Raw genomic sequence first — 13,862 nt, forward strand, 5'->3', positions numbered from 1 at the left:
GACAGCCGCCGCCGACGACGGAGGTAAGGCACACATGGCACCGTACGAATCCGACGACGCAGTGGGCGCCGCGCAGGACGAGCACCCGCGCTCCGGCCGGCGCAAGGCCGCCCGGTACGCCGTGCCGGTCGCGGTGGTGGGGGTGGCGGCGGCCACGATCGGGCTGGTCCCGGCGCTCGCCGACTCCGGTGACCCCGACCTGCCGAAGATCAGCGCACAGCAGCTCATCGAGAAGATCGCCAAGTCGGACGTGCAGCAGCTGTCCGGCACGGTGAAGATCAGCACCGACCTCGGCCTGCCCGACCTCGGCGGCCTGGAGAACGGCCTGATGTCCGGCGCGGGACGGGGCGGCTCGGGCGACGGCTCCTCCGCCGACCCGCAGACCAAGCTCACCGAGCTGGTCTCCGGCACGCACACCCTGCGCGTCGCCGCCGACGGTCCGGACCGGCAGAAGCTGTCGCTGCTGGAGAGCGGCGCCGAGTACAGCCTGATCCACGACGGCAAGGACGTCTGGGGCTACGACAGCAAGAGCAACGAGGTCTACCACTCCACCGGAGCCGCCTCCGGCAAGGAGCACGAGGCCAAGCCGCCGGCCACGCCCAAGGACTTCGCCGACCAGGCCCTGAAGTCGGTGGACGACACCACGTCCGTCACCGTCGACGGCACCGCGCAGGTCGCCGGGCGCGACGCCTACAAGCTGCTGATCCGGCCCAAGCAGTCCGGCACCACGGTCGGCGCGATCAGCATCGCCGTGGACGCGAAGACCGGCATGCCGCTGAAGTTCACGCTGACCCCGAGGAGCGGCGGCGCCGCCGTGCTCGACGCGGGCTTCACCCAGGTCTCCTTCGCCCGGCCGGCCGCCTCCACGTTCGACTTCACGCCGCCCAAGGGCGCGAAGGTCACCGAGGAGGAGGACGCCGCCGGGGCCCGGGAGCACACCCGGGAGCACGGCGAGGGCTTCGCCGGGGGCCTGGAGGGCAAGGACGGGCTGAAGGTGCTGGGCAAGGGCTGGACGTCCGTCGCCACCTTCGACACCGGTGCCAAGGGCGGCCTGCCGACCGGCTCCCAGGGCGGTGACCTCGGCGGCTTCCTCGGTTCGCTCGGCGACCCGGTCTCCGGGAAGTTCGGCAAGGGCACGGTCTTCTCCACCCGCCTGGTCAACGCCCTGATCACCGACGACGGCAAGGTGTACGCCGGCACGGTGACCAAGGAGGCCCTGGTGAAGGCGGCCGACGCGGGGAAGTGACCTCCCGGGCACACCGCACCGGATGAGACGAACCGGATGAACCGAGGGGAGCCGATGGACGAGCCGTCCGCCACGCAGCCGGAACCGGGCGACGCGACGGCGAGTGTGATCGCCACGCGCGGCCTCACCAAGCGCTACCGCGGCGGACAGCTCGCCGTGGACGGTCTCGACCTGACCGTCCCAGCGGGCAGCGTCTTCGGCTTCCTCGGCCCGAACGGCTCCGGCAAGACCACCACGATCCGCATGCTGATGGGCCTGATCGAGCCGACCGCGGGCACCGCCTGGGTGCTCGGCCGGCCCATGCCGCGCGCGGCCCGTACGGTCCTTCCGCAGGTCGGCGCACTCATCGAGGGCCCCGCCCTGTACGGCTTCCTCTCCGGCCGGGACAACCTGCTGCGCTACGACGCCGCGGACCCGACCGCCGACCCGCGCAGCCGGAGCGCCCGCGTCGCCGCGGCGCTGGACCGGGTCGGTCTCGCGGCAGCCGCCGGCAAGAAGGCGAAGGCGTACTCGCTCGGCATGAAACAGCGCCTGGGACTGGCCGCCGCGCTGCTCCAGCCGCGCAGCCTGCTCGTCCTGGACGAGCCCACCAACGGCCTCGACCCGCAGGGCATGCGTGAGATCCGCACCCTGATCAGGGAGCTGGCCGCCGACGGCACGACCGTCTTCCTCTCCTCCCACCTCCTCGACGAGATCGAGCAGGTGTGCACCCATGCGGCGGTCATGGCGCAAGGCCGGCTCGTCACCCAGGGCGCGGTGGCCGACCTGGCCGCCGGGGCCCGCGACCGGCTGGTGGTGACCACCCCGGACCCGGCGGAGGCGGCACGCGTGCTGAAGGAACTGGGCGTCGGTGACGTGACGGCCGACGGGGACCGGGTCACCGGTGAGCCGCCCGCGCGGGATCTGGCCGAGGTGACCGCGGCCCTGGTCACGGCGGGCGTCCGGGTCCGGGGCCTGACCGTCGAACGGGCCTCGCTGGAGGACGCGTTCGTGGCACTGACCGGGGAGGGCTTCGATGTCGCGGGCTGATGTGCTCCAGGCGGGTGCCGGGCGCCGGCCGAACCCCCTGTGGACCCTCGGGCTGCTGCGCAGCGAGCTGGTCACCACCGTCCGCCGCTGGCGCACGCTGGCCCTGCTCGGGGTGCTGGCAGCGGTGCCGGTGCTGGTCGGGATCGCCGTGAAGATCGAGACGCGGGGCGGCGGGCCGGCGGGCGGAGGCGGCGAGGGCCCGGCGTTCATCTCGCAGATCACCAACAACGGCCTGTTCCTGGTGTTCACCGCGCTGGCCGCGACCCTGCCGTTCTTCCTGCCGATGGCGGTCGGTGTCGTCGCGGGCGACGCGATCGCCGGGGAGGCGGGCGCGGGCACCCTGCGCTATCTGCTGGTCGCCCCGGCCGGCCGCACCCGGCTGCTGCTCACCAAGTACGCGACGGTGCTGGCCTTCTGTCTGCTGGCCACGCTGGTCGTCGCCGTCTCGGCGCTGCTGGTCGGCGCGCTGCTCTTCCCGCTCGGCGAGCTGACGACGATCTCCGGCACCCGGATCAGCTTCGCCGAGGGGCTCGGCCGCGCCCTGCTGATCGCCCTGGTCGTGGCCGCGTCACTGGTCGGTGTGGCGGCCCTCGGCCTGTTCGTGTCGACGCTCACCAACAGCGGCATCGCGGCGATGGCCACCACGGTCGGCCTGCTCATCACCGTGCAGATCGTCGACCAGATACCCCAGCTCCACGCGCTCCAGCCGTACCTGTTCCCGCACTACTGGCTGTCCTTCGCCGACCTGATGCGCGACCCGGTCTACTGGGACGACCTGGTGAAGAACCTCGGGCTCCAGGCGTTGTACGCGGCCGTGTTCGGCGCGGCGGCCTGGGCGCGGTTCACGGCGAAGGACATCAACGCCTAGCGCCCGCTCACCGGAGCGGGGCGCCGGCCGTCTCGTGCGGGAAGCGCGCGAGGGGTGCGTCCTGCGCGAAGAACGTCTTCGCGCGGGCCAGCGCATCGGCGTCCCCGCGTACGTCGCCCGGCGCGCTGCCGTTGCCGAGCAGGACCCCGCCGAAGCGCATCCGCAGGTAGGCGGCCGAGTTGTTGAGCGTGCCGGCGTACGGGTCGGCGACCGACGGCTCGTCGTCCGCCAGCGCGGCGATGCCCCAGAGGGTGCGGCCGGCCATCGTCGCCTTGAAGTCGACGCCGGGGGTGCGCAGCCAGGCCGACCAGTAGTCCAGGTAGCGCTTGGTCAGGCTGGACACCGAGTACCAGTACAGCGGCGAGGCGATCACGATGTCGGTCGCCGCCAGCGTGGCGTCCAGCAGCAGTCCGGCCGGGGTGTCCGGGGACGGCCGGACGTGGTCGCTGTCGTGCCGCAGGTCCACGAAGTCGGGCAGGGGGTGGTCGGCGAGGCGGATCCAGTGCTGTTGGGTGTCGCCGGGCAGTTGCGCGGCGGCCTCGCGGGCCAGCAGTTCGGTGTTGCCCGCCTCGCGGGCGCTGCCCAGGACGAAGAGGAAGCGGCGGCTCATGGGTCCCCCAGATGCGTCATGTCGTACCCCGAATTAATGCATGCGCATTCTATGCACACGCAAGCAATCTTCGCCAGGGTGCGGCTGGTGCGAGGCTGTGACGCCGCGGTGACGTGGAAACCGCGGGGGAGCGGACACACTGGTGGGCAGGACGCGTACGACCGGATCGCGACGCCGGGGGAGTGAGGGACACCGATGGCTGGAGTCAGCTTCGAGAAGAAGCGGGCGCCGCAGCCCGTGGGTCGTCCGGCGGCGGTGTCCGTCCGGGTGTTCGGCACGGGAGGCGCGTCGGTGGACGGGGCATCGGTCGTGGCGGCACCGGGCCAGGAGATCCAGCAGGCCGTGCTCGACCACCTCCAGCGCCTGGCCATCAGCGTCGGCGCGCCCATACGCGCCACGGTCCACGACGACCTGGGGGGCTGCGTGGTCCCCCTGGAGGTCTCGGCGGACGGCTCCAGCCGGGTGACGGGGGAGGCGGTCCGGTTGGCCCCGCGGCCGGCGGCGGCCGGGACACGGGGCACCGTGCAGGCCCCGACCGGGCCGTTCGGACCGGCGCCGGTGACGAACGAGCCCGACACGGGCACCCAGGGCCCCACGGCTGACAGCCCCCTCGTCGCCGTACCGCCGGAGCCCTCCGCCCCCGCCCCCGCCCCCACCCCCACTCCGGCCCGTGGCTTCGACGCGGTCGCCGAGGAGGTGCTCGGCGACGGGCCGCTGACCGAGACCGCCGAGGGCGCGAAGCTGCTCACCGAGCCGATGCGCCGGATCAACGAGGCCGTGCGGGCGGGCCGGATCGACACGGCGGCGGAACTGGCCGACCGGACGCTCGCCGAGGCCACCGCCGTGTTCGGACCGCGCCACGCCGAGGTGCTGCACCTGCTCGAACTGTCCGCCTACATCGCCTACCTGGCCGGTGACCCGGTCCGCGCCTTCCGGCTGTCCCTGGACGTGGCCCGGCAGCGCCGCCAGGCACGGGACGGGGAGGCCGCCTACGACAACGTGCGCAGCGCGGCCACCGCCTGGCGCGCGGTGCGCGACCCGGAGGAGGGACTGCGGCTGGGCCGCGACCTGATCGACCTGTGGACGGACCTCACCACCGAGCCGGGTCCCGCCGCGGAGGACCCCGGCCCGCTGGAGTCCGCCCGCGCCCGCATGGTCCGCCTGACCGACCGCGCGGCGAAGGCGGCGGCGCGGGCGTGACCGGTCCCGGGCGGAGCGGGCGCACCCGGGGTCACTGCACGCAGAACTCGTTGTCCTCCGGGTCCGCCATCAGCACCCACTGGCCCGCGGGCTCCTTGACCTCGCGCACCACCCGCGCGCCCAGCGCCTGAAGGCGCGTCACCTCGTCCGCGCGCCGTTCCGGGCCGGCGTGGACGTCGAGGTGGAGCCGGTTCTTCACGGTCTTCGGCTCCGGTACCCGCTGGAACAGCAACCGCCGCCCGAGCCCGGTGCCGGTCTCGGGGTCGTACGGGTCGTCGGGGTGCCGTACGGCGATCAGGTCACGGAACGCGGGCCGCCCGTGGTACTCGACGGTGGCCTCCCCGGACAGCGCGCCGAAGGACAGCAGCCGTTCGACGAGGGCGCTGTTGTCCTCGGGGAGGTAGTGCAGCGCGGCGGCCCAGAAGTCGGCCTGTGCGTGCGGGTCGGCCGCGTCGATGACGAGCTTCCAGTGCAGGGGGGCGGGCGCCTGTGTGGTCATGGCCCCCACTTATAGCCGGACGCGTCGGCGGAGGGGGGCGCTCCGCCCACTCGGGCGACTGTCGCCCCTCGGGTCAGGCATCCGCCCGAGTCGACGCCGGGGCCGACGGAGCAGCGGAAGCCGACGGCGACGGCGATGTCCCGACCGCGCGGGCGCTCGGCACCGCGAGCCGCGCCGGTCGCCTCGCCCACCGCAGCGCGTCGCCCGTGAGCAGGATGAGCGCCAGCCAGACCAGCGCGAACCCGGCCCACCGCTCGGCCGGCATGGCCTCGTGGAAGTACAGGACGCCGAGCAGGAACTGGAAGATCGGGGCCAGGTACTGCAGCAGGCCCAGCGTGGACAGGGGCACGCGGATCGCCGCCGCGCCGAAGCAGACCAGCGGGAGGGCGGTGACGATGCCCGTGGAGGCGAGCAGGGCGGCGTGTCCGGCGCCCTCGTTCAGGAAACTGGCCTCGCCGTGCGCGGTCAGCCACAGCAGATAGCCGAGCGCCGGCAGGAACTGGATGGCGGTCTCGGCGGCCAGCGACTCGACACCGCCGAGGTCCACCTTCTTCTTCACCAGCCCGTAGGTGGCGAAGGAGAAGGCGAGGCAGAGGGAGATCCACGGCGGGCGGCCGTAGCCCACGGTCAGTACGACGACGGCGGCGAGGCCCACACCGACCGCCGCCCACTGCACGGGCCGCAGCCGCTCCTTGAGGAGAAGCACGCCCATCGCGATGGTGACCAGCGGGTTGATGAAGTAGCCGAGCGAGGCCTCGACCACATGGCCGGCGTTCACCGCCCAGATGTAGACGCCCCAGTTCACGGTGATGACACCGGCCGCCACGGCTATGAGGCCGAGCCGCCGGGGCTGGCGCAGCAGCTCTCCGGCCCAGGCCCAGCGGCGTACGAAGAGCAGCGCGGCGGCGACGAACACCAGGGACCACACCATGCGGTGGGCCAGGATCTCCATGGCGCCGGCCGGTTTGAGCAGCGGCCAGAACAGGGGCACCAGGCCCCACATCCCGTAGGCGGCGAAGCCGTTCAGCAGACCTGTGCGGTGCTCACCCTCGGACGTCCCGGCCACGTCCCCTCCTTCTCGCCCGTGCGTCCGGCGTGGACGCACGAGGACGAAGGTAACGCCGGGCCGCCCCGGCTGTCATGCTCGTATCGCCATACGGTCATGACAGCAGGGGCGGCCCGTCCGGGTCAGCCCTTGAGCGCGGCGGTGACGGCCTCCGCGAGCGGTGTCGTCGGACGGCCGATCAGCCGGGACAGGTCGCCGGAGGAGACGACCAGCTCGCCCTTCTCGATCGAGGCGTCCACGCCGGCCAGGATCCCGGCCACCGGCGCGGGCACCCCGGCGCCGGTCAGGATGCCGGTGAGGGCCTCCACCGGGACCGGGTTGTAGACGATCTCCCGGCCGGTCTGCCGGCTCAGCTCGGCCGCGTACTCGGCGAAGCTCCACGCCTCGTCCCCGCCCAGCTCGTACGTCGTGTTCTCGTGGCCCTCGCCGGTCAGCACCGCGACCGCGGCGGCGGCGTAGTCGGCGCGGGCGGCCGAGGAGACCCGGCCGTCACCGGCGGCGGCCACGACCGCACCGTGCTCCAGCACCGGCGCCAGGTTCTCGGTGTAGTTCTCGTGGTACCAGCCGTTGCGCAGCAGGCTGTAGGGCAGGCCGGAGGCGAGGAGCACCCGCTCGGTCGCCCGGTGGTCGTCGGCCAGCGCGGCCGTGAGGGTGCCCGGGGCGCTGGTGTAGGCGAGCAGCGCCACGCCGGCCGCCTTGGCCGCCTCGATGACGACCGTGTGCTGCCCCACCCGGCCCTTGTCGAACTCGTTGCCCGAGATCAGCAGGACCTTGTCACCGGCGGCGAACAGGCCGTCGAAGGTCTCGGGCACGTTGTAGTCGGCGACGGCCAGCCGCACTCCGCGGGCGGCGAGGTCGGCGGCCTTCGCCTCGTCCCGCACGACGGCGGTGATCTGCTCGGCCGGGACCTTCTCCAGCAGCTGCTCCACGACGTGCCGGCCGAGGTGTCCGGTGGCTCCGGTGACGACGATGCTCATGGTGGGTGACTCCTTCTCCAGTGGGTATGTCACTCACCCTAGGAGCTGCACTAACCCTGCGAAAGTACCAACTTTGAAGTAAGGTACTGGTATGCCGGTAAGCAAGAACGCGGTGGATGCCGAGGCGATGTGCCCGCACCGCCTGGTCCTGGAACACGTCACCAGCCGCTGGGGTGTCCTCGTCCTGATCGAACTGCTGGAGCGGCCGTACCGGTTCAGTGAGCTGCGCCGTGCGATCAGCGGCCTAGGCGGCCGGGGCGTCAGCGAGAAGATGCTCACCCAGACCCTCCAGACCCTGGAGCGCGACGGCCTGGTCCACCGGGACGCCAAGCCGGTCATCCCGCCCCGCGTCGACTACTCGCTCACCGGCCTCGGCCGCGAGGCGGCGGAACAGGTCCGGGCCCTCGCCCAGTGGACGCACGCCCGTATGGACGCGGTGGAGGAGGCCCGCCGGGCCTACGACGAGAGCCGCCGGGCCTACGACGAGAGCCGCCGCGCATACGAAGAGGCCCGGGGGGACCAGACCCGGGCCTCCTGAACCGACGGACGGATCAGCCGACGACCGTCCAGGTGTCCCCGCCCGCCAGCAGCGCGGCCAGGTCGCCCTTGCCGTGCTGCTCGATCGCGGTGTCGAGCTGCTCGGCCATCGCCGTGTCGTAGACCGGCCGCTCGACGGAGCGGAACACTCCGATCGGGGTGTGGTGCAGGGTGTCCGGGTCGGCCAGCCGGGACAGGGCGAACGCCGTGGTCGGGGACGCGGCACGGGCGTCGTGCACCAGGACCTCGGCCTCGTTCTCCGGGGTCACGGTCACCACCCTCAGGTCGCCGGTCCGCCGGTCGCGGACGACGCCCCGCGAGCCGTCGGCGCCGAAGCGGATCGGCTGCCCGTGCTCCAGCCGGATCAGCGCTTCCTCGGCCTGCTGCTTGTCCTTCAGCGCGTCGAACGCGCCGTCGTTGAAGATGTTGCAGTTCTGGTAGATCTCGATCAGCGCTGTGCCCGGGTGGTCGGCGGCGGCACGCAGCACCTCGGTCAGGTGCTTGCGGTCCGAGTCGATCGTGCGCGCCACGAAGGACGCCTCCGCGCCGATCGCCAGCGACACCGGGTTGAACGGCGCGTCCAGCGAGCCCATCGGCGTCGACTTGGTGACCTTGCCGACCTCGGAGGTCGGCGAGTACTGGCCCTTCGTGAGGCCGTAGATCCGGTTGTTGAACAGCAGGATCTTCAGGTTGACGTTGCGGCGCAGGGCGTGGATGAGGTGGTTGCCGCCGATGGAGAGCGCGTCGCCGTCACCGGTGACGACCCACACGCTCAGGTCCCGGCGGGAGGAGGCCAGGCCCGTCGCGATGGCCGGGGCGCGGCCGTGGATGGAGTGCATCCCGTAGGTGTTCATGTAGTACGGGAAGCGGGAGGAGCAGCCGATGCCGGAGACGAAGACGATGTTCTCCCGCGCGAGGCCCAGTTCCGGCATGAAGCCCTGGACGGCCGCGAGGATCGCGTAGTCACCGCAGCCCGGGCACCAGCGCACCTCCTGGTCCGACTTGAAGTCCTTCATCGACTGCTTGGCCTCGGCCTTGGGGACCAGCTGGAGCAGCCCGTTGGTGGCGTCAGTCATCGATGGCCTCCTTCAGCGCCGTGGCGAGCTGTTCCGCCTTGAACGGCATGCCGTTGACCTGGTTGTAGGAGTGGGCGTCGACCAGGTACTTCGCCCGGATGAGGGTGGCGAGCTGTCCGAGGTTCATCTCGGGGACGACCACCTTGTCGTAGCCCTTCAACACCGTGCCGAGGTTGCGCGGGAAGGGGTTGAGGTGGCGCAGATGGGCCTGGGCGATCGACTCGCCGGCCGTGCGCAGCCGCCGTACCGCCGCCGTGATCGGGCCGTAGGTGGAGCCCCAGCCGAGGACGAGGGTCTTGGCGCCGTGCGGGTCGTCGACCTCCACGTCGGGTACGTCGATGCCGTCGACCTTGGCCTGCCGGGTGCGGACCATGAAGTCGTGGTTGGCCGGGTCGTAGGAGATGTTGCCCGTGCCGTCCTGCTTCTCGATGCCGCCGATGCGGTGCTCCAGGCCCGGGGTGCCGGGGATCGCCCACGGCCGGGCCAGGGTCTGCGGGTCCCGCTTGTACGGCCAGAAGACCTCGGTGCCGTCCTCCAGCGTGTGGTTCGGGCCGGAGGCGAACCGCACCCGCAGGTCGGGCAGCTCGTCCAGGTCGGGGATGCGCCACGGCTCGGAGCCGTTGGCGAGATAGCCGTCGGACAGCAGCATCACCGGCGTCCGGTACGTCAGCGCGATCCGGGCTGCCTCCAGGGCGGCGTCGAAGCAGTCGGCCGGGGTCCGCGGCGCGACCACCGGCACCGGCGCCTCGCCGTTGCGGCCGTACATCGCCTGGAGCAGGTCGGCCTGCTCGGTCTTGGTCGGCAGACCCGTCGACGGGCCGCCGCGCTGAATGTCCACCACCAGCAGGGGCAGCTCCAGCGAGACCGCGAGGCCGATCGTCTCGCTCTTCAGGGCGACACCGGGGCCGCTCGTCGTGGTCACCGCCAGCGAGCCGCCGAACGCCGCGCCCAGCGCCGCGCCGATGCCCGCGATCTCGTCCTCGGCCTGGAAGGTGCGCACGCCGAAGTTCTTGTGCTTGCTCAGCTCGTGCAGGATGTCCGAGGCCGGCGTGATCGGGTACGACCCCAGGAACAGCGGCAGATCCGCCTGGCGGGACGCGGTGATCAGGCCGTAGGCGAGGGCGAGGTTGCCGGAGATGTTCCGGTAGGTGCCGACCGGGAAGGCCTTGGTGGCCGGCGCCACCTCGTAGGAGACCGCGAAGTCCTCGGTCGTCTCGCCGAAGTTCCAGCCCGCGCGGAACGCCGCGATGTTGGCCTCGGCGATGTCCGGCTTCTTCGCGAACTTCGACTTCAGGAACTTCTCGGTGCCCTCGGTGGGCCGGTGGTACATCCAGCTCAGCAGGCCCAGCGCGAACATGTTCTTGCTGCGCTCGGCCTCCTTGCGGGAGAGGTCGAACTCCTTCAGCGCCTCCACGGTGAGCGTGGTCAGCGGCACCGGGTGGAGGCTGTAGCCGTCGAGCGAGCCGTCCTGGAGCGGGTCGCTGGCGTACCCGACCTTCTGCAGGGCCCGCTTGGTGAACTCGTCGGTGTTGACGATGATCTCGGCTCCGCGCGGGAGATCGCCGATGTTGGCCTTCAGGGCGGCCGGGTTCATGGCGACCAGGACGTTCGGCGCGTCACCGGGGGTGAGGATGTCATGGTCGGCGAAGTGGAGCTGGAAGGACGAGACACCGGGCAGGGTGCCGGCGGGGGCGCGGATCTCGGCGGGGAAGTTCGGGAGGGTGGAGAGGTCGTTGCCGAAGGAAGCGGTCTCCGAGGTGAAACGGTCCCCGGTGAGCTGCATGCCGTCACCCGAGTCCCCCGCGAACCGGATGATCACCCGGTCCAGGCGCCGCACGTCCTTCGCGCCGCCCGGTTTGCGCTGCTCTCCCACGACGGTTCCGTCGGTCTGCTCCGCTGGGCTGCTGACCTGGCTGGTCACTGAACTGGACCTCCTTCGAGGCGGCTGTCCGGGGCCTGGTCGTCCCACGGACCATCCCAGGATCAACCCTACGTCGGTTAGGGTCGCCTTCCCGAGGCCATCCAGGGATTGGACGACATTTCGAGACGGCCTGTCGCGCTGTGTGCACATCATGTCCCGCATCGCCTGAGCACCGTCCAAGGCGCTCCCCGCGCGTGTACAGGTTCTCTCCTCCGGCTCCCGTCCGGACCCCCGGTCGCCCCCTACGGGTCGCTCCGGGCCTTCCTCCCGGGTACCCGCCTCCACCGAAGCGGGAGCGGCTGACGCGGCGCTGACGGGAGGCTGACACCGGGCCGGCCGGCTAGGAGTTCAGGTAGGTGAGAACGGCCAGAACGCGCCGGTGGTCCCCCTCGCTCGGGGCCAGACCGAGCTTCAGGAAGATGTTGCTGACGTGCTTCTCCACGGCGCCGTCGCTGACCACGAGCTGCCGGGCGATCGCCGAGTTCGTCCGCCCCTCCGCCATCAGCCCCAGCACCTCGCGCTCCCGCGGGGTCAGCCCCGCCAGCACGTCCTGCTTGCGGCTGCGGCCGAGCAGCTGCGCGACCACCTCCGGGTCCAGCGCCGTACCGCCCTCGGCGACCCGCACCACCGCGTCCACGAACTCCCGGACGTCCGCCACCCGGTCCTTGAGCAGATAGCCGACGCCCCGGCTGGAACCGGCCAGCAGTTCGGTGGCGTAGCGCTCCTCGACGTACTGCGACAGCACCAGCACCCCGAGCCCGGGGTGCAGCCGGCGCAGCAGTACCGCTGCCCGGACGCCCTCGTCGGTGTGCGTCGGCGGCATCCGTACGTCCGCCACGACCACGTCGGGCAGCTCGCCGCGCTCGTCCAGCCCGGAGATGGTCTTCACCAGCGCGTCCGCGTCGCCGACGCCCGCCACGACCTCATGCCCGCGGTCGGTCAGCAGCCGGGTCAGGCCCTCCCGCAGCAGCACTGAATCCTCGGCGATGACCACCCGCACCCTGTCCTCCACGATTCTTCCGGCCCCCCACAGCCCGATCCCCCGCGACGCCGACCGCCCGGGGCGTCCTTCGGGGGTCCAGCATTCCAGCAATCCCCCGGACCGCCGCCGGACCCGGGGGAATACCGGGGGAATACCGGGGCACGGCCGGGGCGTGTCCTCGGGGCTCGTGTGTGTCCGTATGCGCCCCCGCGCGGGCACGCCACCATTCAGGCGGTCAGGCCTGCCGCCGCTCCGCCACCGTCACTCCGATGCTCGGGTGTGCCGTCGTTCCGCCGTTCAGGTGCTCGGGCGCAGGCGTGCCGCCGCTCCGGCGTGCTGCCGGTCCGCCGTGCGGGCGTGCCGCCGCTCCGGCTCTGAGCCGTTCGGGTGTTCAGCCGCGCCAGGGCAGTTCCGCGATCACCCGGGTGGGGCCGCCCGTCGGGGAGTCCACCATGAGGATGCCGTCCACCGCGTCCAGGCGGGCGGCGAGGCCGGCCAGCCCGGAGCCCCGGGAGGCGTCGGCGCCGCCCACGCCGTCGTCCGTCACCTGGAGCATCAGCCGGTCCTCCGTGCGCCAGACGTCGACGGAGGCGGACCGGGCCCCGCTGTGCTTGCTGATGTTCTGGAGCAGCTCGGAGACGGTGAAGTAGGCGATTCCCTCGATCGCGGGCGCGGGCCGGGCCGGCAGGTCGACCTCGACCCGCACCGGCACCGTGCAGCGGGAGGCGACCGCCGACAGGGCCGCGTCCAGGCCGCGGTCGGTGAGCACGGCCGGGTGGATGCCCCGGGCGAGGTCGCGCAGCTCCTGGAGGGCCGTCTTCACCTCGCCGTGCGCCTCCTCCACCATCCGCGCCGCCGTGCGCGGGTCCTCCCGCAGCTTCTCCTTCGCCAGCCCCAGATCCATCGCCAGGTTCACCAGCCGGGCCTGCGCCCCGTCGTGCAGGTCCCGCTCGATGCGGCGCAGATCGGCGGCGGCCGTGTCGACCACGACACCCCGGTCGGACTCCAGCTCCACCACCCGTGCCGACAGCGGCGACGGTCCGAGCAGCCCGCGCACGAGCAGTCCGTCCACGGTGGTCAGGGTCCGCACGAGCCAGGGCGTGGCCAGGGTGAACACCAGCCCGATCAGCGCGGTGACGGTGATCTCGAAGGGGTTGTCGAGGTAGACGCTGTGGTGGGCGTCGCCGTAGAGCTGGATCCCGCCCTCGCCGGCGTACGCCGGGAACACCCAGAACCACAGCGGATAGCTCAGCAGCGCCCAGCCGCAGGACCAGAAGGTCAGCGCCACCGAGAACGAGAACACCGCCCACGGGAACTGCACCAGCGCGTACAGCGCGTGCCGCCAGGAGGCGCCGCTCTTGAGCACCGCCCCCATCCAGGCCGCCGCGCCCGGCTTGCGCAGCCGCAGCGGCTCGGGGTCGGCCACCTCCAGGCCGAGCAGGCCGCGCGCCCGCGCCCGCTCCAGCACGCCGAAGCCCCGGCAGCCGGCGAGCGCCGCCGCCAGCACCGGGATGCCGAGGAAGGTCACCAGCAGGCCGGCGCCGAGCGTGACCATCGTCACCGTCCAGCAGAACAGGACGGTCGCCACCGGCAGGCTCAGCAGCACGTAGCCGAACTCCCGCCAGCTCCGCGCCTCGAAGGGCGCCCGCAGCCCGGCGGGCAGCCGGTGCCGTGGCTCGCTGCGGGTGGCGTACCCCTGTCCGTAGTCCGTGACCATCGGTGTCGTCCCGTTCTCCTCGTTCCGGCGGCGGTTCCAGCCGTACCCCCAGGGTCGTCCGCCGGGCGTTGTCGGGGTATGGAGTCCGTCGGCGTCTTGACCGGGGGGTTTTCCCCACCCCCGCGCTCCGCCCC

The 13,862-nt window shown here is 72.3% G+C and carries 13 protein-coding genes; 5 read left to right on the forward strand and 8 right to left on the reverse strand.

Translation table 11 applies throughout. The features are described from left to right. Positions 1 to 34 precede the first annotated feature (34 nt). From C3492_RS17820 to C3492_RS17830, 3 genes are read left to right on the forward strand one after another with little or no spacing between them, the layout of a single operon-like run. Entirely contained in the window at positions 35 to 1,246 is a 1,212-nt protein-coding gene (locus C3492_RS17820; RefSeq protein ID WP_103812746.1) for an outer membrane lipoprotein carrier protein LolA, read from the forward strand. Positions 1,247 to 1,300: 54 nt separating this feature from the next. Further along, positions 1,301 to 2,275, forward strand: a complete 975-nt coding sequence (locus tag C3492_RS17825) for an ABC transporter ATP-binding protein (RefSeq protein WP_103812747.1) — start codon at positions 1,301 to 1,303, stop codon at positions 2,273 to 2,275. Beyond that, positions 2,262 to 3,143, forward strand: a complete 882-nt coding sequence (locus C3492_RS17830) for an ABC transporter permease (protein WP_014674304.1) — start codon at positions 2,262 to 2,264, stop codon at positions 3,141 to 3,143. Before C3492_RS17825 ends, C3492_RS17830 begins: the two co-directional genes overlap by 14 nt. 7 nt (positions 3,144 to 3,150) lie before the next feature. On the opposite strand, the gene C3492_RS17835 is transcribed toward C3492_RS17830, so the two are convergent. Further along, positions 3,151 to 3,753: a flavodoxin family protein gene (locus C3492_RS17835; protein ID WP_103812748.1), complete on the reverse strand. Its 603-nt coding sequence runs from the start codon at positions 3,751 to 3,753 to the stop codon at positions 3,151 to 3,153. Positions 3,754 to 3,948: 195 nt separating this feature from the next. Here C3492_RS17835 and C3492_RS17840 point away from each other — a divergent pair, with 195 nt between their 5' ends. Then, entirely contained in the window at positions 3,949 to 4,953 is a 1,005-nt protein-coding gene (locus tag C3492_RS17840) for a tetratricopeptide repeat protein (protein WP_258055751.1), read from the forward strand. Between the two features lie 31 nt (positions 4,954 to 4,984). Here the strand turns inward: C3492_RS17840 and C3492_RS17845 are convergent, their stop codons facing one another. The 3 genes from C3492_RS17845 to C3492_RS17855 form a co-directional block, all read right to left on the reverse strand. Beyond that, positions 4,985 to 5,452, reverse strand: a complete 468-nt coding sequence (locus C3492_RS17845) for a VOC family protein (RefSeq protein WP_103812865.1) — start codon at positions 5,450 to 5,452, stop codon at positions 4,985 to 4,987. 73 nt (positions 5,453 to 5,525) lie between these two features. Continuing rightward, the gene (gene rarD, locus C3492_RS17850; protein ID WP_103812749.1) at positions 5,526 to 6,518 is read right to left on the reverse strand and encodes an EamA family transporter RarD; all 993 of its coding nucleotides are present in this window, start codon (positions 6,516 to 6,518) and stop codon (positions 5,526 to 5,528) included. Positions 6,519 to 6,640: 122 nt separating this feature from the next. Beyond that, positions 6,641 to 7,495 carry an SDR family oxidoreductase gene (locus C3492_RS17855; RefSeq protein WP_103812750.1) on the reverse strand — a complete coding sequence of 285 codons (855 nt, stop codon included), beginning with the start codon at positions 7,493 to 7,495 and terminating at the stop codon, positions 6,641 to 6,643. 91 nt (positions 7,496 to 7,586) lie between these two features. Here C3492_RS17855 and C3492_RS17860 point away from each other — a divergent pair, with 91 nt between their 5' ends. After that, complete coding sequence (locus C3492_RS17860) at positions 7,587 to 8,033, forward strand: helix-turn-helix domain-containing protein (RefSeq protein WP_103812751.1); 447 nt, start codon at positions 7,587 to 7,589, stop codon at positions 8,031 to 8,033. Between the two features lie 13 nt (positions 8,034 to 8,046). On the opposite strand, the gene C3492_RS17865 is transcribed toward C3492_RS17860, so the two are convergent. The 4 genes from C3492_RS17865 to C3492_RS17880 form a co-directional block, all read right to left on the reverse strand. Beyond that, complete coding sequence (locus C3492_RS17865; RefSeq protein WP_103812752.1) at positions 8,047 to 9,108, reverse strand: 2-oxoacid:ferredoxin oxidoreductase subunit beta; 1,062 nt, start codon at positions 9,106 to 9,108, stop codon at positions 8,047 to 8,049. Next, complete coding sequence (locus tag C3492_RS17870) at positions 9,101 to 11,029, reverse strand: 2-oxoacid:acceptor oxidoreductase subunit alpha (protein ID WP_103812753.1); 1,929 nt, start codon at positions 11,027 to 11,029, stop codon at positions 9,101 to 9,103. The genes C3492_RS17865 and C3492_RS17870 overlap by 8 nt, the downstream gene beginning before the upstream one ends. A gap of 340 nt (positions 11,030 to 11,369) precedes the next feature. After that, positions 11,370 to 12,041, reverse strand: a complete 672-nt coding sequence (locus C3492_RS17875; protein ID WP_103812754.1) for a response regulator transcription factor — start codon at positions 12,039 to 12,041, stop codon at positions 11,370 to 11,372. A 361-nt stretch (positions 12,042 to 12,402) separates the two neighbouring features. Then, a complete protein-coding gene (locus C3492_RS17880; protein ID WP_103812755.1) occupies positions 12,403 to 13,728 on the reverse strand; it encodes a sensor histidine kinase in 1,326 nt (441 codons plus the stop codon). Between the last annotated feature and the right edge of the window lie 134 nt (positions 13,729 to 13,862).

The organism is Streptomyces sp. Ru62, from assembly GCF_002920615.1.
GTDB lineage: Bacteria > Actinomycetota > Actinomycetes > Streptomycetales > Streptomycetaceae > Streptomyces.

Coding starts and splice junctions, on each gene's coding strand:
- C3492_RS17855 (WP_103812750.1), bottom strand. CDS start 7,495: ATGAGCATCGTCGTCACCGGAGCCACCGGACACCTCGGCCGGCACGTC.
- C3492_RS17820 (WP_103812746.1), top strand. CDS start 35: ATGGCACCGTACGAATCCGACGACGCAGTGGGCGCCGCGCAGGACGAG.
- C3492_RS17825 (WP_103812747.1), top strand. CDS start 1,301: ATGGACGAGCCGTCCGCCACGCAGCCGGAACCGGGCGACGCGACGGCG.
- C3492_RS17835 (WP_103812748.1), bottom strand. CDS start 3,753: ATGAGCCGCCGCTTCCTCTTCGTCCTGGGCAGCGCCCGCGAGGCGGGC.
- C3492_RS17845 (WP_103812865.1), bottom strand. CDS start 5,452: ATGACCACACAGGCGCCCGCCCCCCTGCACTGGAAGCTCGTCATCGAC.
- C3492_RS17860 (WP_103812751.1), top strand. CDS start 7,587: ATGCCGGTAAGCAAGAACGCGGTGGATGCCGAGGCGATGTGCCCGCAC.
- C3492_RS17865 (WP_103812752.1), bottom strand. CDS start 9,108: ATGACTGACGCCACCAACGGGCTGCTCCAGCTGGTCCCCAAGGCCGAG.
- C3492_RS17830 (WP_014674304.1), top strand. CDS start 2,262: ATGTCGCGGGCTGATGTGCTCCAGGCGGGTGCCGGGCGCCGGCCGAAC.
- C3492_RS17840 (WP_258055751.1), top strand. CDS start 3,949: ATGGCTGGAGTCAGCTTCGAGAAGAAGCGGGCGCCGCAGCCCGTGGGT.
- C3492_RS17880 (WP_103812755.1), bottom strand. CDS start 13,728: ATGGTCACGGACTACGGACAGGGGTACGCCACCCGCAGCGAGCCACGG.